Origin of the sequence: Chitinophaga sp. 30R24, from assembly GCF_049056765.1 — a bacterium.
In the GTDB taxonomy this organism is placed as follows: Bacteria; Bacteroidota; Bacteroidia; order Chitinophagales; family Chitinophagaceae; genus Chitinophaga.
This window is the reverse complement of record NZ_JBJGXX010000003.1, coordinates 165,866-183,810: the sequence shown is the minus strand read 5'-3', so window position 1 is coordinate 183,810 and position 17,945 is coordinate 165,866. Positions and strand designations below refer to the sequence as shown.

Annotated in this window: 12 protein-coding genes; 8 read left to right on the top strand and 4 right to left on the bottom strand. The window is 46.6% G+C overall.

Annotated features, from left to right (window positions below):
• Positions 1-57: 57 nt before the first annotated feature.
• Genes ACDQ55_RS10990 through ACDQ55_RS10970 form a run of 5 tightly spaced genes read left to right on the top strand, consistent with a single transcriptional unit; the run spans position 58 to position 7,573 of the window.
• Positions 58-681, top strand: coding sequence for a hypothetical protein (locus tag ACDQ55_RS10990; RefSeq protein ID WP_420981436.1), 624 nt, complete (start codon positions 58-60; stop codon positions 679-681).
• A 51-nt stretch (positions 682-732) separates the two neighbouring features.
• The gene (locus tag ACDQ55_RS10985) at positions 733-1,875 is read left to right on the top strand and encodes an AAA family ATPase (RefSeq protein WP_420981435.1); all 1,143 of its coding nucleotides are present in this window, start codon (positions 733-735) and stop codon (positions 1,873-1,875) included.
• Positions 1,865-2,596 carry a hypothetical protein gene (locus ACDQ55_RS10980; protein ID WP_420981434.1) on the top strand — a complete coding sequence of 244 codons (732 nt, stop codon included), beginning with the start codon at positions 1,865-1,867 and terminating at the stop codon, positions 2,594-2,596. The genes ACDQ55_RS10985 and ACDQ55_RS10980 overlap by 11 nt, the downstream gene beginning before the upstream one ends.
• Positions 2,589-4,946: a hypothetical protein gene (locus ACDQ55_RS10975; RefSeq protein WP_420981433.1), complete on the top strand. Its 2,358-nt coding sequence runs from the start codon at positions 2,589-2,591 to the stop codon at positions 4,944-4,946. Before ACDQ55_RS10980 ends, ACDQ55_RS10975 begins: the two co-directional genes overlap by 8 nt.
• The gene (locus ACDQ55_RS10970; protein ID WP_420981432.1) at positions 4,943-7,573 is read left to right on the top strand and encodes a hypothetical protein; all 2,631 of its coding nucleotides are present in this window, start codon (positions 4,943-4,945) and stop codon (positions 7,571-7,573) included. Before ACDQ55_RS10975 ends, ACDQ55_RS10970 begins: the two co-directional genes overlap by 4 nt.
• On the opposite strand, the gene ACDQ55_RS10965 is transcribed toward ACDQ55_RS10970, so the two are convergent.
• The 3 genes from ACDQ55_RS10965 to dnaK all read right to left on the bottom strand — a co-directional run bounded on the left by ACDQ55_RS10965 (position 7,562) and on the right by dnaK (position 13,046).
• Positions 7,562-8,575: a mandelate racemase/muconate lactonizing enzyme family protein gene (locus ACDQ55_RS10965; protein WP_420981431.1), complete on the bottom strand. Its 1,014-nt coding sequence runs from the start codon at positions 8,573-8,575 to the stop codon at positions 7,562-7,564. The genes ACDQ55_RS10970 and ACDQ55_RS10965 overlap by 12 nt on opposite strands.
• A 49-nt stretch (positions 8,576-8,624) precedes the next feature.
• Positions 8,625-11,012, bottom strand: a complete 2,388-nt coding sequence (locus ACDQ55_RS10960) for a 4-alpha-glucanotransferase (RefSeq protein ID WP_420981430.1) — start codon at positions 11,010-11,012, stop codon at positions 8,625-8,627.
• A gap of 129 nt (positions 11,013-11,141) precedes the next feature.
• On the bottom strand, positions 11,142-13,046 hold the full coding sequence (dnaK, locus tag ACDQ55_RS10955) for a molecular chaperone DnaK (RefSeq protein WP_420981429.1): 1,905 nt from the start codon (positions 13,044-13,046) through the stop codon (positions 11,142-11,144).
• A gap of 495 nt (positions 13,047-13,541) precedes the next feature.
• Between dnaK and ACDQ55_RS10950 the strand changes: the two genes are divergently transcribed.
• From ACDQ55_RS10950 to argS, 3 genes are all read left to right on the top strand, one after another.
• Positions 13,542-14,027: a GNAT family N-acetyltransferase gene (locus tag ACDQ55_RS10950; protein WP_420981428.1), complete on the top strand. Its 486-nt coding sequence runs from the start codon at positions 13,542-13,544 to the stop codon at positions 14,025-14,027.
• Between the two features lie 52 nt (positions 14,028-14,079).
• Positions 14,080-14,661, top strand: a complete 582-nt coding sequence (locus ACDQ55_RS10945) for a porin family protein (protein WP_420981427.1) — start codon at positions 14,080-14,082, stop codon at positions 14,659-14,661.
• A 121-nt stretch (positions 14,662-14,782) separates the two neighbouring features.
• On the top strand, positions 14,783-16,711 hold the full coding sequence (gene argS / locus ACDQ55_RS10940; protein WP_420981426.1) for an arginine--tRNA ligase: 1,929 nt from the start codon (positions 14,783-14,785) through the stop codon (positions 16,709-16,711).
• A 639-nt stretch (positions 16,712-17,350) separates the two neighbouring features.
• Here argS and ACDQ55_RS10935 read toward each other — a convergent pair.
• Positions 17,351-17,839, bottom strand: coding sequence for a cytidine deaminase (locus tag ACDQ55_RS10935; RefSeq protein ID WP_420981425.1), 489 nt, complete (start codon positions 17,837-17,839; stop codon positions 17,351-17,353).
• Between the last annotated feature and the right edge of the window lie 106 nt (positions 17,840-17,945).

Genomic DNA, 17,945 nt, shown 5'->3' with positions numbered 1-17,945 from the left:
TTTGTTGTTGAAAGAATCCCTTGCTTTTTGCCTGACCATAAGGCTAAATGCTGACCTATGAAACTATCTGTGTTTATTAACCATCTTGTACGTGAAGGACAGGTGGCAGTGGTAAATCAGTTCGTTCCGTTCACACCCGGAGAGCTGAAGGAAACCACCACTGTATTACAGGAATACTATGATAATGATATACTGGAAATGCCAGGCGCCGCACCAATATTTAACGCCGACGCCGCCCTATGGGCTGCACAGTATGTATATAGAACTGTACAGCTGGCACTATTACGGGAATCGGGACTGGAAGCTATTATCCAGTGGATGCAACCTTACACGGCCGATATTACCGATAGCAGTATCTACAGCGCTGATCTGTGCCTGAGATACCTTCCAGACCTGCTTCACCTCAGCAAAGGACTATCGCCAGACGACCCCCTGGTACAATATATCCGGAAAACTGCAGCCCTATGGCCCTTTTCCTCCACCGGCATGAATTTGCCAGCTACCGGTAATACGGATATGATTATCGCTTCACCATCTTTGTTGCAGGCATATGCCGACAGGATCATTGCATCCCGGGATCAGGGCAGATGTAATATCCCAGCAGTACTGGCTACCGTCAATACTTCCCTGGGCAATTATGCCAACATGCTCTGGCCGGAATATAAAAACACAACGAATTAATCATAACAGCCGACGGCACCGCCATTCCACCGTCGCCTATAAACTTTACGCATGAAAGAGTTAGCACTGGTAGACAAGCTGCATGTTATCTTACAGCACCTAAAAACTGTGTTTGTTAGCAAAGATGATATCATAGACCTGATGGGCATCTGCCTGGCCAGCAGGGAAAACCTGTTCCTACTAGGACCTCCCGGTACGGCTAAAAGTGCGCTGGTACGCGGACTTGCCAACCAGTTAGACGGAAAAACCTTCGAATACCTGCTCACCCGCTTTACAGAGCCTAACGAATTATTTGGCCCGTTCGACATCCGTAAACTGCGGGAAGGCGAGTTACTCACTAATACAGAAGGCATGCTGCCGGAAGCCTCCTTTATTTTTCTCGACGAACTATTGAACGCCAACAGCGCTATCCTGAATAGCCTGCTGATGGTACTCAATGAAAGGATTTTTCGCCGTGGCAAGGAAACCCGTCCCCTGCCCGCCCTTATGATAGTAGGCGCCAGCAACCATCTTCCGGAAGAAGAAGCGCTGCAAGCACTATACGACCGCTTTCTTTTACGTGCAACCTGCGAAAACACAGACCCTGCACATCTACAGGAAGTACTGTTGGCAGGATGGAAACTGGAACAGCCCATTGCCAGCCATGCAGGCATCAGCACTGAAGAAGTACAACACCTGCAACAGCTCACCCACCAGGTAAACCTTGACCATATCCGCCCAATCTATATTGCGTTGATACAACAATTACGCAATGCAGGGCTTAAACTCTCCGACAGAAGGGCTGTAAAACTACAACGTGTTATCGCCGCCAGCGCCCTGCTGTGCAAGCGTATGGTAGCCATACCTTCCGATATGTGGGTGCTCAGATACATCTGGGATACCACCGAACAAAGGGAAATCATCTCCGGCATTGTAAACGCCGCTATCACTACCGATAACGAAATTACCGCCCAACATCCACGCGCCAGGATCAACAGTGTGCCAGACGCCGATGAACTATATGCAGAGCTCACCCAAATGCTATTCCGCTGGGACAATCCCGAAAGCAGTGAGGCCGATAAAGCAGCTATTAAAGACCGGCTGCGTTACCTGAACGGCCGTTGTGAATGGATTGCCAACCCTGATCAACGCCAGTTCGTAATGCAACCAGTAGACCAATTATGGAAAAAAATACTGCAGGAAAATGAGCGGTAAAAAAACAGAAATGATTTTATTATTGCAGGCGGAAAATTATGCTGTTCTGGGTACCGTACGTCACCTGCCTGGCTTATGCGCAGCCCTGGACGACCAGCAGCTCTGGCTGAGGGGCATTCCCTGGCCGGAAAAACCCGACCCACTGATCCAACAGCTACCCGCTATGCATACTTACCTGTTGGACAAAGAAAACCGGCTCTTTCCCCTAAATGGCCTTACCCCGGTGAATACCCTGAAACAACTGAGCTGGAAACCCTTGCCCGAACTATTGCCGATTACGCTACCCATATCCGCTATGCCGGCGGCACTACCCAACTGCCTGCCCTTGCGACTGCAACCTTGCCTGCAGCCGCAAAGCAGTTATGCCTTGCTAACCACCTGGCAAACCTGGTATAACTATGGCACCACTGCGGCTGAGGCCCGGCTGAAAGCATTGTCGTTTGCCGCCGCCGCCGACCATAAAGTATTGATCATCGGGCATCCATTGCCACCCATCCCCGGAAAGGAGTACATACTACAACACCAACTGCTGCTACCAGCCGGTTATAGTTTTGATCCTGCCGGTATTGCTCCGATAGTGTCGGCCCACCTCAACCCTGCCGGGCAAGACCTTCTGCTCTTTGATACTACCGGCGCCTGGGAACGGATTCCTCAAACCGCCTTTGTAACGGCCAGTAGAAGCGCCATCAGACTCACCCAAAAAGAACTAGACAATGGATAATATGTCTGCCTATTTCAGCACCCCTCCCGATTACTTCTGGCAGTGGATGGATAAAGGCGATGTGATAGACCTTACCGATACCTTCACCATATGCTATACCGGAGAACTACAAGATATCCTCTCAACGCTGGCCCCACAGGGCTGGCCCTCACTGGGAAGCATACTCGTAATACTCTGCGGTTGTAAAGACGACAGGAGTTATCTTACCAAAACGATCGCGCTACTGCGCGCCCATGGCGAAAAAACAACTAACCAACAATTACATGCACATCTTAAGATCAGTTTATTCCATATTAACCGCCTGCTGGAAATCATCCAACAGTTACCCAAAGAGCTACGAAGCGGAAAAAAAAGGGCCCTGCTGATCAATACCCTGTTTGAAGGAGTGACTCCCGTAGTGAACAGCGACGAAGCCGACAGGATACTTCATTTTTTCTACCCACAGGTATTTACAGGCAACAAACAGAAAGATGAACAGCTCAACGTAGATCTGCAATACCTCATAGCTGCCGCCAGACAAGTAACCAACAGCCGTTTCCTGGAAATGAAACTGCGTACCAACCTGGAGCAACTGCCGATACTACAACCGGAAAAACTACCGGCATTTACCGAACAGCACCTGTTCACCCAATTATACAACCATCCACAAACGGTAGGTATAGGGCGGCTGGCACAACGCCTGCTGTCTGCCCTGCAACTACCACTACATACCATCCATCGCGGTGATCAACCCCTGGGTGGCATTACAGACATCATCAATAAAGGTAATTACGACCACCTCCTGATTAGTGAACTGGCCCAAGAAGACGCCATCCTGACAGCCAGGATTGCCCACCAGGAAGCCCTGTATTACCGGCGGGAAACGTTGCCTGCCCAACCGGATAAGTATAGGGTAATATTAACAGACGCCTCCCTGAAAATGTGGGGCGCCCCCCGCATATTTGCCCTCTCGGCAGCGTTGGCCAGCAGCCAGCAGCCAGCAGCTCATATCCCTGTTAAGGCATATACCCTGAGTGGCACTACTCCCATACCGGCAGACCTGAACAGCGTAAACGGCATTATCCAGGCACTCACTGTGTTGGATCATCATCTCCATAGCGCCCAGGCCCTGGAAAAAGCACTGCAACAGGAAGACCCCGAAAAGGCTGACTGTTTCCTCATCACCTCGGAAGATGTGATGCGGCAACCATCTTTCCAACAAACCCTGGCACGCCTGCAATACCGGTTGCATTATCTGATAACGGTTCACCGCAACGGACAATTCAACTTTTATGAATACCGCCGCGGACAAAAATACCTGCGCAGCTCAGCCCTACTCCCACTGGAAGAATTATTGTCGGTGCCAGTACAAGGAAAAAATCCGGTAAAAAATGCTTTTACCGGCAAAGTGCCTGCTTTTATCCTGCAATCCTCCTATCCTTTACGCGTACCTGCATTGCGGTTAAAACGGTTAGCAAACCGGAATTTTTATACAGCCGCCAGCCTATCGCGGCCTGGCTCAGCGCTCTGTATCACCTCCGACCTCAGGGTACTTTATTGGCCAGAAAAAGCACAGGGAGCTATTGAACTAAGTATTGTAATCGAAAAAGGCAGCTACTGTTTCGGGGTGGAGAAAGACACCGTTTCCATACTGGTACATGAAGCAACAGCGTCGATGCTGTATATACATACCTTCCAGGTATCAAAGGGCGTTCATGATAAGTTCTCCACTGCTGCCCCGGCCAGAATACAGGAAATAGCATACCAGGATCACTACTTCCATATCCGTTATAACGGTGGGGAATGTGCCGTTTCCGCGCTCACCGGTAAAACAGGTATAGCAATGAATAGCCAACTTATCAGCGAACTGGCCACCCAACAACAACAGAAATCCAAACAACAACTGGCAAACCTCTTCCGGTTTATCAACAATAGCTATAGCACACTAGTACTGCAAAACATTTTTATCAATCACAAAGCACAACTATATATGGGCAGCAGGCCACTGCAACTGAATGAAGAACAGCTCTGGCTGGGCCTCTCCCAGATCACTGAAAAAAAGGATATTACCGTAACACAAGAAACAGTACAACATCCTGATAATCCGCATGTGATATTTACACAATATAAATACGCCAACGGCGTAACCATAACCGCTGATTCCAGGGGCTTGCTGCACCTGCAATGCCATTACCATGAACTGCCAGAAGTAACCATTATTACTGTTATACAAACTCCGCTGGCTGCCTGGGCATCGGATCATACCGTTTGCGGCAATCAATACTTCATTCATAACAAGGAGGCACGTGTAATTCCGCCTACTACATTTTACCATCACTACATTGAACCATACATCGAAAAACTGAAATGAAATTAACGCTCAGCATACAATATAGAGAGCAACCTCCAGTGTCTATTGCTGGAGCGTTTATACCAGGAACAGACCATTACGCCTGGCTACAGGAAATGAACCGGTGGGGGCTTCCACTAAACCAGCTCAAAGCATTGGCAATACCCGCCAATAAGCAATCCGTGTTACCAGCAGGCCTATTCGTTATTTTTCCGGTTTTATCGCAACCGGATATTACGACGATCAGATTTCCTTACCAGGCTATCAACGGCAAATTATTTATTCCTGCTACCGCTCAACTAACACCCGCTGTTAGTGCCAGTGAACTATCAGCGCTATTGATATGGACCTGGCAGCTCTTCCACCCTACCCTGGGATTTATTGGGTTTGAAGAAGCGGATATAATCACTGTAAACGATCTGCTGTCTTATACACCTTCCCGTGAACGTGACTGGGAATACGCCCGCAACGGGCTGCAACCACCCAGTAAGTTACGCAGCATCCGCCTAGAGAGCAATCCGGAGGACTTCTTCGCCGCTATAAGCAGCATTATTGGTAGCGAGCCTTTATCAGCATTAACGGAAACGAATAAAGCTAAACCTGAAGGCTCCTTTTTTAACCAACTATTAAACCACCTCTCCCGGCTCTTAAAAGGCGCCCAGAAAATACCTCCTGGAAAATCCCCTAAAGAACTGGAGCAAAAAAGAAAAAGCGAATTGGAAAAGTTACTTCGTATGTTTGAAGAAGATGCAGATACAGCATTAAGATATGCGATCCCGTTAAACAGCCCTTATGCCAGTAGAGGCGTTTCTTTGCAACAAAGCGACGCTCTGCAGGAACGTGCTCCCAGGTTCAGCCTGAATGGCCTGGGAGGTGGAAAAGCAGTGGATGTCTGGGATACTTACGGGTACAACGCCCATCTTACCCAAAACTATGAAAAGTTAGCACAAGCAGCACTGGAGGCTGGTGAATATCACAAAGCGGCTTACATATATGCGCATCTGTTAGGCAACTTCGCCGCTGCCGCCAATGTACTGGAGCAAGGCGGCTACTACCGGGAAGCGGCTATCCTGTATCAGCAACATCTCAACAATCCGGCTACCGCAGCAGCCTGCCTGGAAAAAGGCGGCCTATTGCTGGAAGCCATTGATATGTACATCCTGCTACAGCAATATGAAAAAGCAGCAGACCTATACCTACAGATCAATCAGCCGGAAATAGCGATGCCGCTCTATAATAAAACCGTACAAACAGCCCTGAACAATCATAACATACTCCTGGCCGCTAAAATACTGCAGCACAAACTGAACGATACCGCTGCCGCCCGCAAACACCTGCTTGATGGCTGGAACCTGCAAATACAAGCCAACGATTGCCTCCGCCACTACTTCCAGCTGTCCGATCAACTGGCAACAGACCTGCAAACGGTTTATCAAAAACACCTGCCAGAAGCATTGGAAAATAATTTTCTGGAAGTACTGCGCTATATCATCAGTCAACACCCGGAAGAAAATATTACCCTCCTCATACAGGACATTGCATATGAAATTATCGGCGCTCAATCGCTGGGCGGCAACTATCGCCAACTACGCCAGCTAAAGGAGTTTCAGCCCAGCGACCACCTGTTGCAAGGCGACTGGCAACGGTTCATCCATCAACTGCCCAAACCCCAGGTCGTCAATAAACCTACCGCCCATTTCAAGTTTGCAGCAGATGTACAATGGAAAACAGGCATCATATTAAAAAATCAGGCACTGATTATTGGAAATAAACGTAACGGCGTATATCTGTTGCGTTTTAACCTGATCAACCGTTGGGAATACTCGCTATGGCCTGGCAGTGTGCCAGACAGTGCCAGGTTTACCCTCATCAGCGATGCCCGTTACAGTAACCGGCTGCTGATCCATAGCTCCTTGTCTTTTGACCTGCGTAACAAAAAACTGAAAATCAAAAGCGGGCAAGAAGATTTCAACCACGAAATCCTTGTCGGAGAAGGTAAATGGCTACCGGAAAAGTTAGTAGGCGCTTGCTTTACTGAAACAAACATCATTACCCTGCACATAGCCAGCAATACCCTGGTACTCAGCGGGTATACCTATGAAGGCGCCTTGGAAGGCAGTAAAACCTGTATCCTGAATGGAGACTTATTCCAGGTGAATCCTTACTTTGAACCATCTCCCCAGGAAATCATTTACTGGCATAACAAATACTATGTGTATGTGCAACATCATATTTATAGCCTCGACCTTCATGGCAGGATGAGCCTTATTCTCGGTATGGACCCCATCCAATCGTTCAGCGCAGATGCTAACAGTAGCAGCCTAAACATGGTGGCGGCTACCGATAACAGCATCGTATGGATTAACTGTACTCACCTAAAAGGCGAACCACAATGGCAAAGAATAGACGATGCCCGGCCAGGCACTGCAGTAAAGTATATAACAGGGGGATTTATTGTGGCTTACAGAGGTAATTTAGGGCAAATATACTTACAGCAAGGAAATACCATGACTTACAGCCACCAGATCGTTACTGAAACAGCTATCTGTGCAGTACTACCGGTTCCTTCCCGTGGGCATGTGGCCCTGATGGAAACATCCGGAGAACTCCGGATATATGATCTGCAGCAGCCTGTATCAATGAAGTAGTATTGCACCAGTACCTGGCCGGTCGGCATAAATAATACGGCCATTATTTATTTTGATGCCATCGGCGGTATCTTCTGCCAGCAGCAGCGGACCGTCCATGTCTGCATAGTCGAGCAGGGGCAATAAGTGCGCTACCGCAGAAGTGCCTACCATGCTTTCGTTCATGCTGCCGGTCATCACCTTCATGCCTGCACGCCGGGCGGTGGTAATCATACGCAAAGCCGGAGTAATCCCTCCGCATTTGGTGAGTTTTATGTTGATACCATGAAAGTAGCCGATACACTGTGCCACATCTTGCTCTACAATACAGCTTTCATCTGCTATTACAGGCAGCGCTACCTGTTCATATACCTTCTTCATGCCTTCTTTATCATCAGCAGGCATAGGTTGTTCTATAAACTCTACACCCAATGCTTTCAGGGCAATAGCATTGCGGAGGGTTTCATCCACTCCCCAGGCGCAATTGGCGTCTACCCGGAAAACAGCATTGGTATGCTTGCGCAGTTCCGTAATGATGGCAATATCTTCCCTGGTGCCTAGTTTGATCTTATAAATAGGCCAGGGAAACTCCTTGAGCTTACGTACCATCCGTTCAATGGTATCTATACCAATTGTGTAATCGGTAAGCGGGTTATGGGAAATATCCAGCCCCCATACTTCGTATAGCTTTTTATGTTGTTGTTTGGCATAAAGGTCCCAGGCAGCTATATCCAGGGCGCACAGGGCAAACAAATTATCTTGCAGCAATGGATACATATCTTGCCAAAACACTTCTGGTGTGGTAAGAGTATAGCTTTCAATAAATGCACGGTGTTGTTCAATGGCTTCCGTCAGCCGGGGCACCGTCATCTGGTAATAAGCGTTATCCGCAGTTTCACCCAGGCCACTGAGGCCCTGCTGGGCAAGCTTCACCACCAGCAAGGGCTGTATATCTTTTGATTTGCGGGAAATCGTGAACGTATAACGGAATTTAAGCGCAAAAGGATATAGTGTCAGGTTCATGTAGATGCCTTTCCTGTAAATTACGATACGTTATGATAAAAACGAATTTTTAGCCCTGGTCCAACGGTACCTCTGGTATACGGTAACGCCGGTAGCGGGCCGCTACAACAGGGATATAGCTCTTGTTTTCCTCAGCTGCGAGTGGGCTGTGATGACCATCGGCCGCCAAAATATCCTGTATCTGAAAGATGCGCCACATATCCGGAGACGGTTGATACCTTTGAATGATATCGCGGATCAGTACCGGCATAGCAGTAACAGCGGGCGTACCTGGCGCCTCACCCAGGTTTTCTCCGGAGAGTAACATATGGGAAGCCCTTTTCAGCAAAGGAAGCTTATGCATAGCTTCTTTATGCCAACAATGTTCCTGCCGTACAAAGTAATCGTGGTACAAAGCTTTCATTTTTTGCTGCATATCTGCAGATAAATCAGCAAATGACCGGGTAGTATATAGGTGGTAACGGGGATGGTACAACGTTCTGTTATGCACAGCTACCGGTATCAACAACACATCTGCTATCAGGGTATACAGTATCGTTTTCACCGCTTCTGGCAATGATGATTCAAATACCTTACGCTGCGAGTCTAGCTCTTCCCGCAACCTGTAACGCCCATCAGATAATGGTTCCAGCAGTTCATCCTTCATCATACCGGCATAGTTGCCAAATATATTTTCCAATATGGTATCGGTAATATAGGGACGGCAATACCGGTCTTCATTAAAATCGATGCCTCTTTGCAATAGTTCTTCACGGCTAACAGGAACGGCTGGATGAAAATAACCAAGTATGCCTTGCATTGCACTACGAGGGATCTGCCACATACGGAAGAAACCGGGCAAATAATCTATACGGACAGCATCAAAATAAACAGACATGTGCCGCAAGCGTTGCCGCCACCATTCCAGCCCATCGTTGGCCATCTGTTGCCAATTATAGGTAGGAAATCCCCAGTTTTGTCCTTCGGCAACCAGGCTATCGGGTGGGGCGCCCGCCTGCATGTCCATATAGTACGCGTCCGGCTGCATCCAGGTATCCGCACTAAAACGGGCAATCCCAACAGGAGCAGCCCCTTCCAGCGCTATGCCTTGCTCATGGAGACTTTGCGCGGCCAATCGTAATTGCCGGTGCAGGTGATATTGTACAAAGAAGTGGTAGTGTGCTGCTGCTGCCGCTGCTTCATCGGCTATCACCAATTTATTAATAGCGGTATAGTCGTATAAATTATATTCCGGCCACTGGGTAAAATCGCCTGTAGCAAATTTCTCCCTCAGGTAGCAATATATGGCATAGGGCAGTACCCAATGCTCATTGGAAGCAAACCATTGCCAGTAGTCGCGTGTTTGCAATTTCTCTCCTTCCTGCTCGTACAGGGCTTTCAGGTAAGCTTGCTTAAAAGTCATCACGGCTTCATAATCTACCGTTTCCTTTTCGTTTAGCCATTGACGTAATCTGGCCAATTGTTTTTGCAACGGGTGCGAGGCTGCCAGTATTCCCACCTCTTGCAGGCGGATGTATTGCGGATGCAATGCAAAAGCAGAAACAGGCGTGTCGTCTTTCCAGGTATTGGTTTGAGTGGTATCGTTTACTGGCAGTACTTGTATCAGCTGCCATCCTTTCTGTTTCACCCATTGTGCCAACCGGGGCAGGTCGGCAAACTCACCGGTGCCAAAGCTATCTTCACTACGCAAGCTACATACAGGTACGGTTACGCCAATGCCTTTCCAGGCGGTATATTCCTTCCGGAACAACCCATCGTGCAAAACTACCTGGCGGCTAGCCACTGCAACGGTATGCACTTCCCGGTTACCACCGTTTTCGTAATGTACGAATTGCTGCTGTTGCAGATCATAAATACCATACTTATAATAAAGCGGCATAGGAATGCCGGAAAGATCCAATGCAACGGAAAACCAGCCATGGTTATCATATTGCAGCAAGACCGGCTGTAATATATTCCAACTACCGTTCTGTAAATGGCTGCCCAGAAGGCATACGGTTTTATGGCTTTCCAACAGCGGCACCTGTATCCGGAATATATGCGTGGCCGTTAGCTGATTGTCCAACGCCGCTACCGGTCTTTTATAAAAAACACGGGAAAAAGGAGCAGTGAGCAAGGCCCTTTCAGGGCCGGAAGCATCCTGCCAGGTATCCGTAAAAATAATTTCCCGGTACTCTCCTGGTAGGAGAGTAAACTCCCTGACCGTTCCTTCATATATGGCATCTTCCAGCTCTCTTAAAATATATTGGTATTGGAGGGTAAAAGTTTCTCCTGGTGTGAAAGGGATATCTGTATACCACCAATTTTCATTAAGCCATTCCATACGGTGTGCTTGATGTGGCACTTCATTCCCCAATGCAGGTATATTCCCCAGCAGATAGAGATCCTGTCCGTAATAGGTATGGTAACGGAGATAAAAACGTAATCTATAATTCATCTAGTCCCGGCTAAGCCGGAACAAAGTAATAAAAAATAGGCATTAGACAGGTATGAATAAAAAAGATTGGCGGAGAGCGATGTAAGAAATACACATCGTTCTCCGCCAAATGACTGGAATTACTTCCGCTTATTTTACTTCTTCAAATTCTGCATCTGTTACGCCATCACTTGCAGCATTAGGTTGTCCCTCTTGCTGACCACCGTTTGGCTGTCCGCCTTCAGGTTGACCCTGAGAAGCTTTGTAGAGCTCTTCAGAAGCCGCATTCCAGGCTGCAGAGAGTTCTGCAGAAGCAGAATCTATCTGTGCAATATCCTGGGATTTATGAGCTTCCTTCAGTTTATTGAGCGCTGTTTCGATCGTTGCTTTTTTATCTGCAGGCAGTTTTTCACCATATTCTTTCACCTGTTTTTCAGTTTGGAAGATGAGGCTATCTGCTTGGTTCAGCTTTTCGATTCTTTCACGTTGTTCTTTATCGGCAGATTCATTGGCTCTGGCTTCCGCTTTCATCTTCTCGATTTCATCTTTGTTCAAGCCGCTACCTGCTTCGATTTTAATATTCTGTGTTTTTCCGGTGCCTTTATCTTTTGCAGTTACATGCAAGATACCATTGGCATCGATATCAAAGATTACTTCAATCTGAGGTACGCCGCGCGGAGCCGGAGGAATATCACCTAAGATAAAGCGACCCAGTGTTCTGTTCTGGTTAGCCATAGGTCTTTCTCCCTGCAGTACATTGATTTCCACGCTAGGTTGGTTATCTGCTGCGGTAGAGAAAGTTTCAGATTTCTTGGTAGGAATCGTGGTATTGGCTTCGATCAGTTTGGTCATTACACCACCCATGGTTTCGATACCGAGAGACAGTGGAGTAACGTCCAGTAACAATACGTCTTTTACTTCACCGGTGAGTACGCCACCCTGAATAGCAGCACCAACAGCTACTACTTCATCCGGGTTTACACCCCTGTTAGGTTTTTTACCGAAGAATTTTTCTACTACTTCCTGGATCTTAGGGATACGGGTAGATCCGCCCACCAAAATCACTTCATCTATTTCAGAAGTATTCAGACCTGCGTCTTTTAAGGCTTTACGGCAAGGCTCCAGGGTTCTTTCCACCAGGCTGTCGCTCAGTTGCTCAAATTTCGCGCGGGTCAATTTTTTCACTAAGTGTTTGGGAACGCCATCCACAGCAGTGATATAGGGGAGATTGATTTCAGTTTCCTGGGAAGAAGACAATTCGATTTTTGCCTTTTCAGCAGCTTCTTTCAAACGCTGCCAAGACATTGGATCTTTATGTAAATCTACTGCTTCTTCTTTTTTGAACTCATCGGCCAGCCAATCCATGATCACTTTATCAAAGTCGTCGCCACCCAGGTGAGTATCACCATTAGTAGATTTTACTTCAAATACACCGTCGCCCAGCTCAAGGATAGAGATATCGAAGGTACCACCACCCAAGTCAAATACAGCGATTTTACTGTCTTCGTGCTTTTTGTCGAGGCCATATGCCAGCGCGGCGGCAGTAGGTTCGTTGATGATACGGCGAACGGTTAAACCAGCGATTTCACCGGCTTCTTTAGTAGCCTGGCGTTGTGCATCGTTAAAGTAAGCAGGCACGGTGATTACCGCTTCTGTTACTTCCTGACCTAAATAATCTTCAGCCGTTTTTTTCATTTTCTGCAGGATCATGGCTGAAATCTCCTGCGGCGTATATAATCTGCCTTCTATATCAATTCTTGTAGTGTTGTTGTCCCCTCTGGTCACTTTGTACGTAACATGGCTCACCTCATTGGCAACCTCGTCAAAATGACGGCCCATGAAACGTTTCACTGACATAATAGTGTTTACAGGATTGGTAATAGCCTGACGCTTTGCGGGGTCGCCTACTTTCCTTTCTCCGTTCTTTAAAAAAGCCACTACAGATGGGGTTGTTCTCCTTCCCTCATCATTGGCAATCACTACCGGTTCGTTACCTTCCATAACGGCAACGCATGAATTGGTAGTTCCTAAGTCAATGCCTATTATTTTTCCCATAGTATAAAAGATTATCCTTTAGTTGTAAGTATATAATGTGTTTGTCGTTGGGTTGTCAATGATTATGCCAAGCAAAAAAATATGAAATAATGTCAGTCAGGTACCCTATATCGATGTTTAGCGATGGGATATACTGTTATTTTGCTGTTTACTGTTGTGCATCCATATACCTAATAACCCAACAACCTAAATTGTTCATCGCCTCGCCTTCCTTCCTTTGGTCTAGGTTTCTATGCCGGCTATTTTATTCCTGAACCGTTCCCCTCACTTTCTGGCGTTAAGCCAAGCTCAACCGCTATCTAGTACTATCATGCTATATTTATATATTATTTAACGAAACCGGCGTCTTCAAAACCGGTGCTATCCACCGGCAACAGCAAATGGAAGGATTCCTTTAGTGATAGTAATATCATCGGGCTATGGGATTATATTATTATTCAGGATATTTGCTGCCACAGAAATCCAAATAATAAGATCATCAATAAGCCCGATTTAATGGAACCTATCAACATTAGAACTATCGTAGCAACAGACGACCCGGTAGTAGCCAACATTGTAAAAAGCACCCTGACAGAATTTGGCATGAACAAACCAGGAACTGCATTTTCAGATCCTACCACCGACCATTTATCCCAGCTGTTCGATATTCCCCGCGCCATTTATTATGTTGCCGAAACAAATGGCCAGGTCATTGGTGGCGCCGGCATCCACCCACTGGACGGCGGAGCTGCGCATGTATGCGAACTACAGAAAATGTACCTGCTACCTGAAGCCCGTGGAAAAGGGCTGGCTGGCAAACTTATTTCCCTCTGTCTGGAATTCGCTAAACAAAATGGTTATACGCAATGCTATCTGGAAACAGCTCCGGAACTGGCCCGGGCCAGAAAAGTATACGAACAGTTCGGATTCCGGTACCTGACAGGCCCCATGGGTGATACCGGTCATTTTGGCTGTGATAGCTGGATGTTGAAAGATTTGTAGTGGCACTACTGGCATGCTTATTGCCAATAACGGCCTTACAAAAAAACATATCATGAAAAAACTTATTCTGTTTGGCGTATTGGCGATAGGTACCCTACTGACAGTACAGGCACAAAATGTCAAATTTGGAGTAAAAGGCGGATTAAACATTTCCAAACTCACTTCTTACAACAATTCCAAGGTACTCGCTGGATTTAACGCGGGCGGACTCGTGAATTTCAGTATCAACGAAGATTGGTCTATACAACCAGAATTGCTTTACTCCACACAGGGCACCCAGCTAAAAGACAGCTATTTCAATGGTCTGGCGGTATTTTCCACTACTTTAAAATACGATTATATCAATATCCCGGTAATGGTACAATATAATATTGTACCTGCGTTTTACCTGGAAGCCGGTCCACAGGTAGGTTTTTTAACCAACGCTCAATTAAAAACAGGCAAGGCAACCACCGACATTAAAGACGGCCGCCAAACAGCCGATTTTGGAATTAACTTCGGCTTTGGCTATAAATTCGATATGGGCCTGGGCTTTGGCGCACGGTATAACTTTGGCCTCACCAATGTGAATGAGTCGGATGATTACCGCAATAAAAACTCCGTAGCGCAGATCAACCTGTTCTATATTTTCTAACTTCCACCCCAACACGATATAAAGCTGTTCTCCTGCATAGTAAAATCTGCGATTTCAGGGGAACAGCTTTATGCTTTCTGCTAATTGACTATCTTTGCCACTCGCATTAATCATTTTCAGCATGAGTGTTGTACAATCCATCAGAACGGCCGCCGTGGCCGCCATTAAGTCCCTTTACCAACAAGAGGTGACAGAAACGGATATTTCCGTAAACGTTACCAAACCAGAATTTGAAGGGGAGTATACCATTGTTGTTTTCTCTTTTACAAAATTCAGCCGGCAAAAACCGGAAGAAACAGCACAGCATATCGGTGAATACCTGACCACCCACTATCCGGAACTGATTGCGCGATTCAATGTGGTAAAAGGTTTCCTTAACCTCTCCATTAACGATGCCTGGTGGACCGAATTCCTGCAGCAGCATTTCAGTAATGTGAACATCGGGATACAGCCTGCCAATGGTAGAAAGATCATGGTAGAGTATTCTTCTCCTAATACCAACAAACCTTTACACCTCGGTCACCTGCGTAATAACTTCCTGGGGTATTCCATTGCTGAAATCATGAAGGCCAACGGCTTCGAAGTGATCAAGGCAAACCTGGTCAACGACCGTGGTATCCACATCTGTAAATCGATGCTGGCCTGGCAATTGTTCGCCCATGGCGATACCCCCCATTCTACTGGCATCAAAGGCGATCACCTGGTAGGCGACTACTATGTGAAGTTTGATGCTGTGCTAAAAGAACAAGCCGAACCCATTATAGACCGGGTATTGGAAAATGACTTCCGTGACTTTGACGATACTGAAGCCGAGAAACTGGAAAAACTGGTAAATGCCCTGCACAAACCAGAAGTAAAAGGCGACAAAGAAAAGACCGGCAAAATCATGGACGACATCAAAGAAATGTCGCGCAACAAAACAGAAATCATGCAGCAGGCTAAAATTATGCTGCAGCAATGGGAAGCCGGCAATCCTGAAGTAAGGGAACTATGGGCTACCATGAACAGCTGGGTTTATGAAGGCTTCGAAGCTACCTATAAACGTTTAGGCATTGATTTCGACCAGATGTACTTCGAAAGCGAAACCTACCTGTTAGGCAAAAATCTCGTGGCAGAAGGATTGGAAAAAGGCGTACTATTTAAGAAAGAAGATAATTCCGTTTGGATAGACCTCACCGCCGACGGACTGGATCAAAAACTATTGCTCCGTGGCGACGGTACTTCCGTATATATGACCCAGGACCTGGGTACTGCACGTTTAAAATACGAGCAATACCACATGGAACAAAGTGTGTACGTAGTAGCAGATGAACAAAATTACCACTTCAAAGTGTTGCAACTGATCCTGGAAAAACTGGGCGAACCTGCAGCACCTGGTATTAAACACCTCAGTTATGGTATGGTGGAATTGCCCCATGGCCGGATGAAAAGCCGGGAAGGCACGGTAGTGGATGCAGACGATATGATTACTGATATGGTAAAATCTGTTGCTTCAGCAACACAGGAATCCGGCAAACATCTGGAATCCTTTACTGAAGAAGAGTTGCACGAACTTTATGATACGGTAGGACTGGGCGCCATGAAATTCTTCCTGTTGCGGGTAGATCCTAAAAAGAAAATGATTTTTAATCCGGAAGAATCTATCGACCTCCATGGTTTCACAGGCCCCTTCGTTCAATATGCATATGCCCGTATCAAGTCTATTCTGAGAGAAACAGGCACTGTAGCAGATCTGGCTGATTACAAATATACAGGAGAGCTCTTGCCGCGGGAAAAAGAGTTGCTCATCCTCAATGAGCAATTTGAAGGTATCCTGGCAGATGCCTGCAAAGAACTGAGCCCTGCTGTTATTGCCAACTATGCATTCCAGTTAGCTCAGTTATTCAACTCTTTCTATGCAGAAAAAGTGGATGGCGTGCCCACCTACTCTATTCTGCGTGCCACCAGCGAAGAAAAGAAAAAACTGCGCTTACAGATCGCCACTTTAACTGCACATACTATTGCACAAAGCATGAAGTTATTGGGCATAAAAGTACCAGAGCGCATGTAATATCAGTAATGCATCAAATAACAAGACCGCAGCGGGCCTCCCTACTGCGGTCTTGTTATTTGATGGCCGGGGCAGTATAAAACTGGCGGTATAAAATAATAAACGCTGCGGTCCTCACGGATCGCAGCGTTAGCAGCTTACGGCCGCCGTGGCCGAAACTGCCGAAGAAAATACCACAGTAAGCAGCGCAGCGAAAAAGGAGCTTGCCTATCCTTAATGCGCTGTTTTAAAATCCCTCTACACTGTGGCAAATATGGTAGTATGCTTGATTAAATTACTTTATCACAAATATCCGCACCCTTCTTTTTACCTGCACCCATATACGACTTTCTGAGCGTAAACATGTCAAAAGCATGGGCAGGCTGCAAGTGTAAAACTTCTTCCATTGCGCAATAGTCCTTGGTGCCCTGCTCATTGATAAAACGCTACAATAGCCAACGTATCTGATGTGCTAAGCCTACTGACGGTTACCCATCAAAGTAACAAGCTGCCGGTTCACTATAGATTGCAGTAAATATTCCGACATTACCTACTTACTAATAATGAGCAGTTGACGGGTTTTCATTTATCCGAAACCTCAGGCATGGCGACAAATATAGATATAATAACTTTAAATAAAATAAAATCTACATATAATATTTACACATTTAACATTTCGCCAGTAAAGGACAGCGGCAGCAGATCGTTGGCCCGTTCAATTACAAACACTTTACCATTTAAACTACCCAGGATAATCCTGATAGGGGTATCTTGCTTGCCTTCATATTCCAACAAAGACTGGCGGCATATACCGCAAGGGGAAATAGGATAAGAGCTGTCTCCATTCAGGTTATGGTAGCTCACCGCAATGGTATCTATATCTACATTAGGATATACAGAAGCGGCAGAAGCCAGCGCCACCCGCTCAGCACAAAGTCCGATAGGAAAAGACGCATTTTCCTGGTTGGTGCCGGCAATAATTTCACCGTTCACTAATCTGATCACTGCTCCAACCTGAAAACGGGAATAAGGCGCATAGGCGTGTGCTGTAACTTCTCTCGCTTCTTTCAGTAACCAGGCATCGGCATCATCTAGGCTGCTGATATCTTCGTACACCATAAATTCCAGGTGTAATGATTTTTTTTCCATATCAAATAAAGCATGTAAGGGTTCTTATCAAGGCGGCTTCCGGGGGGCTAAAAAAAGTACGGACCGGCAAAAACGCCAGTCCGTAAGTTACTGTAAATTATATTTT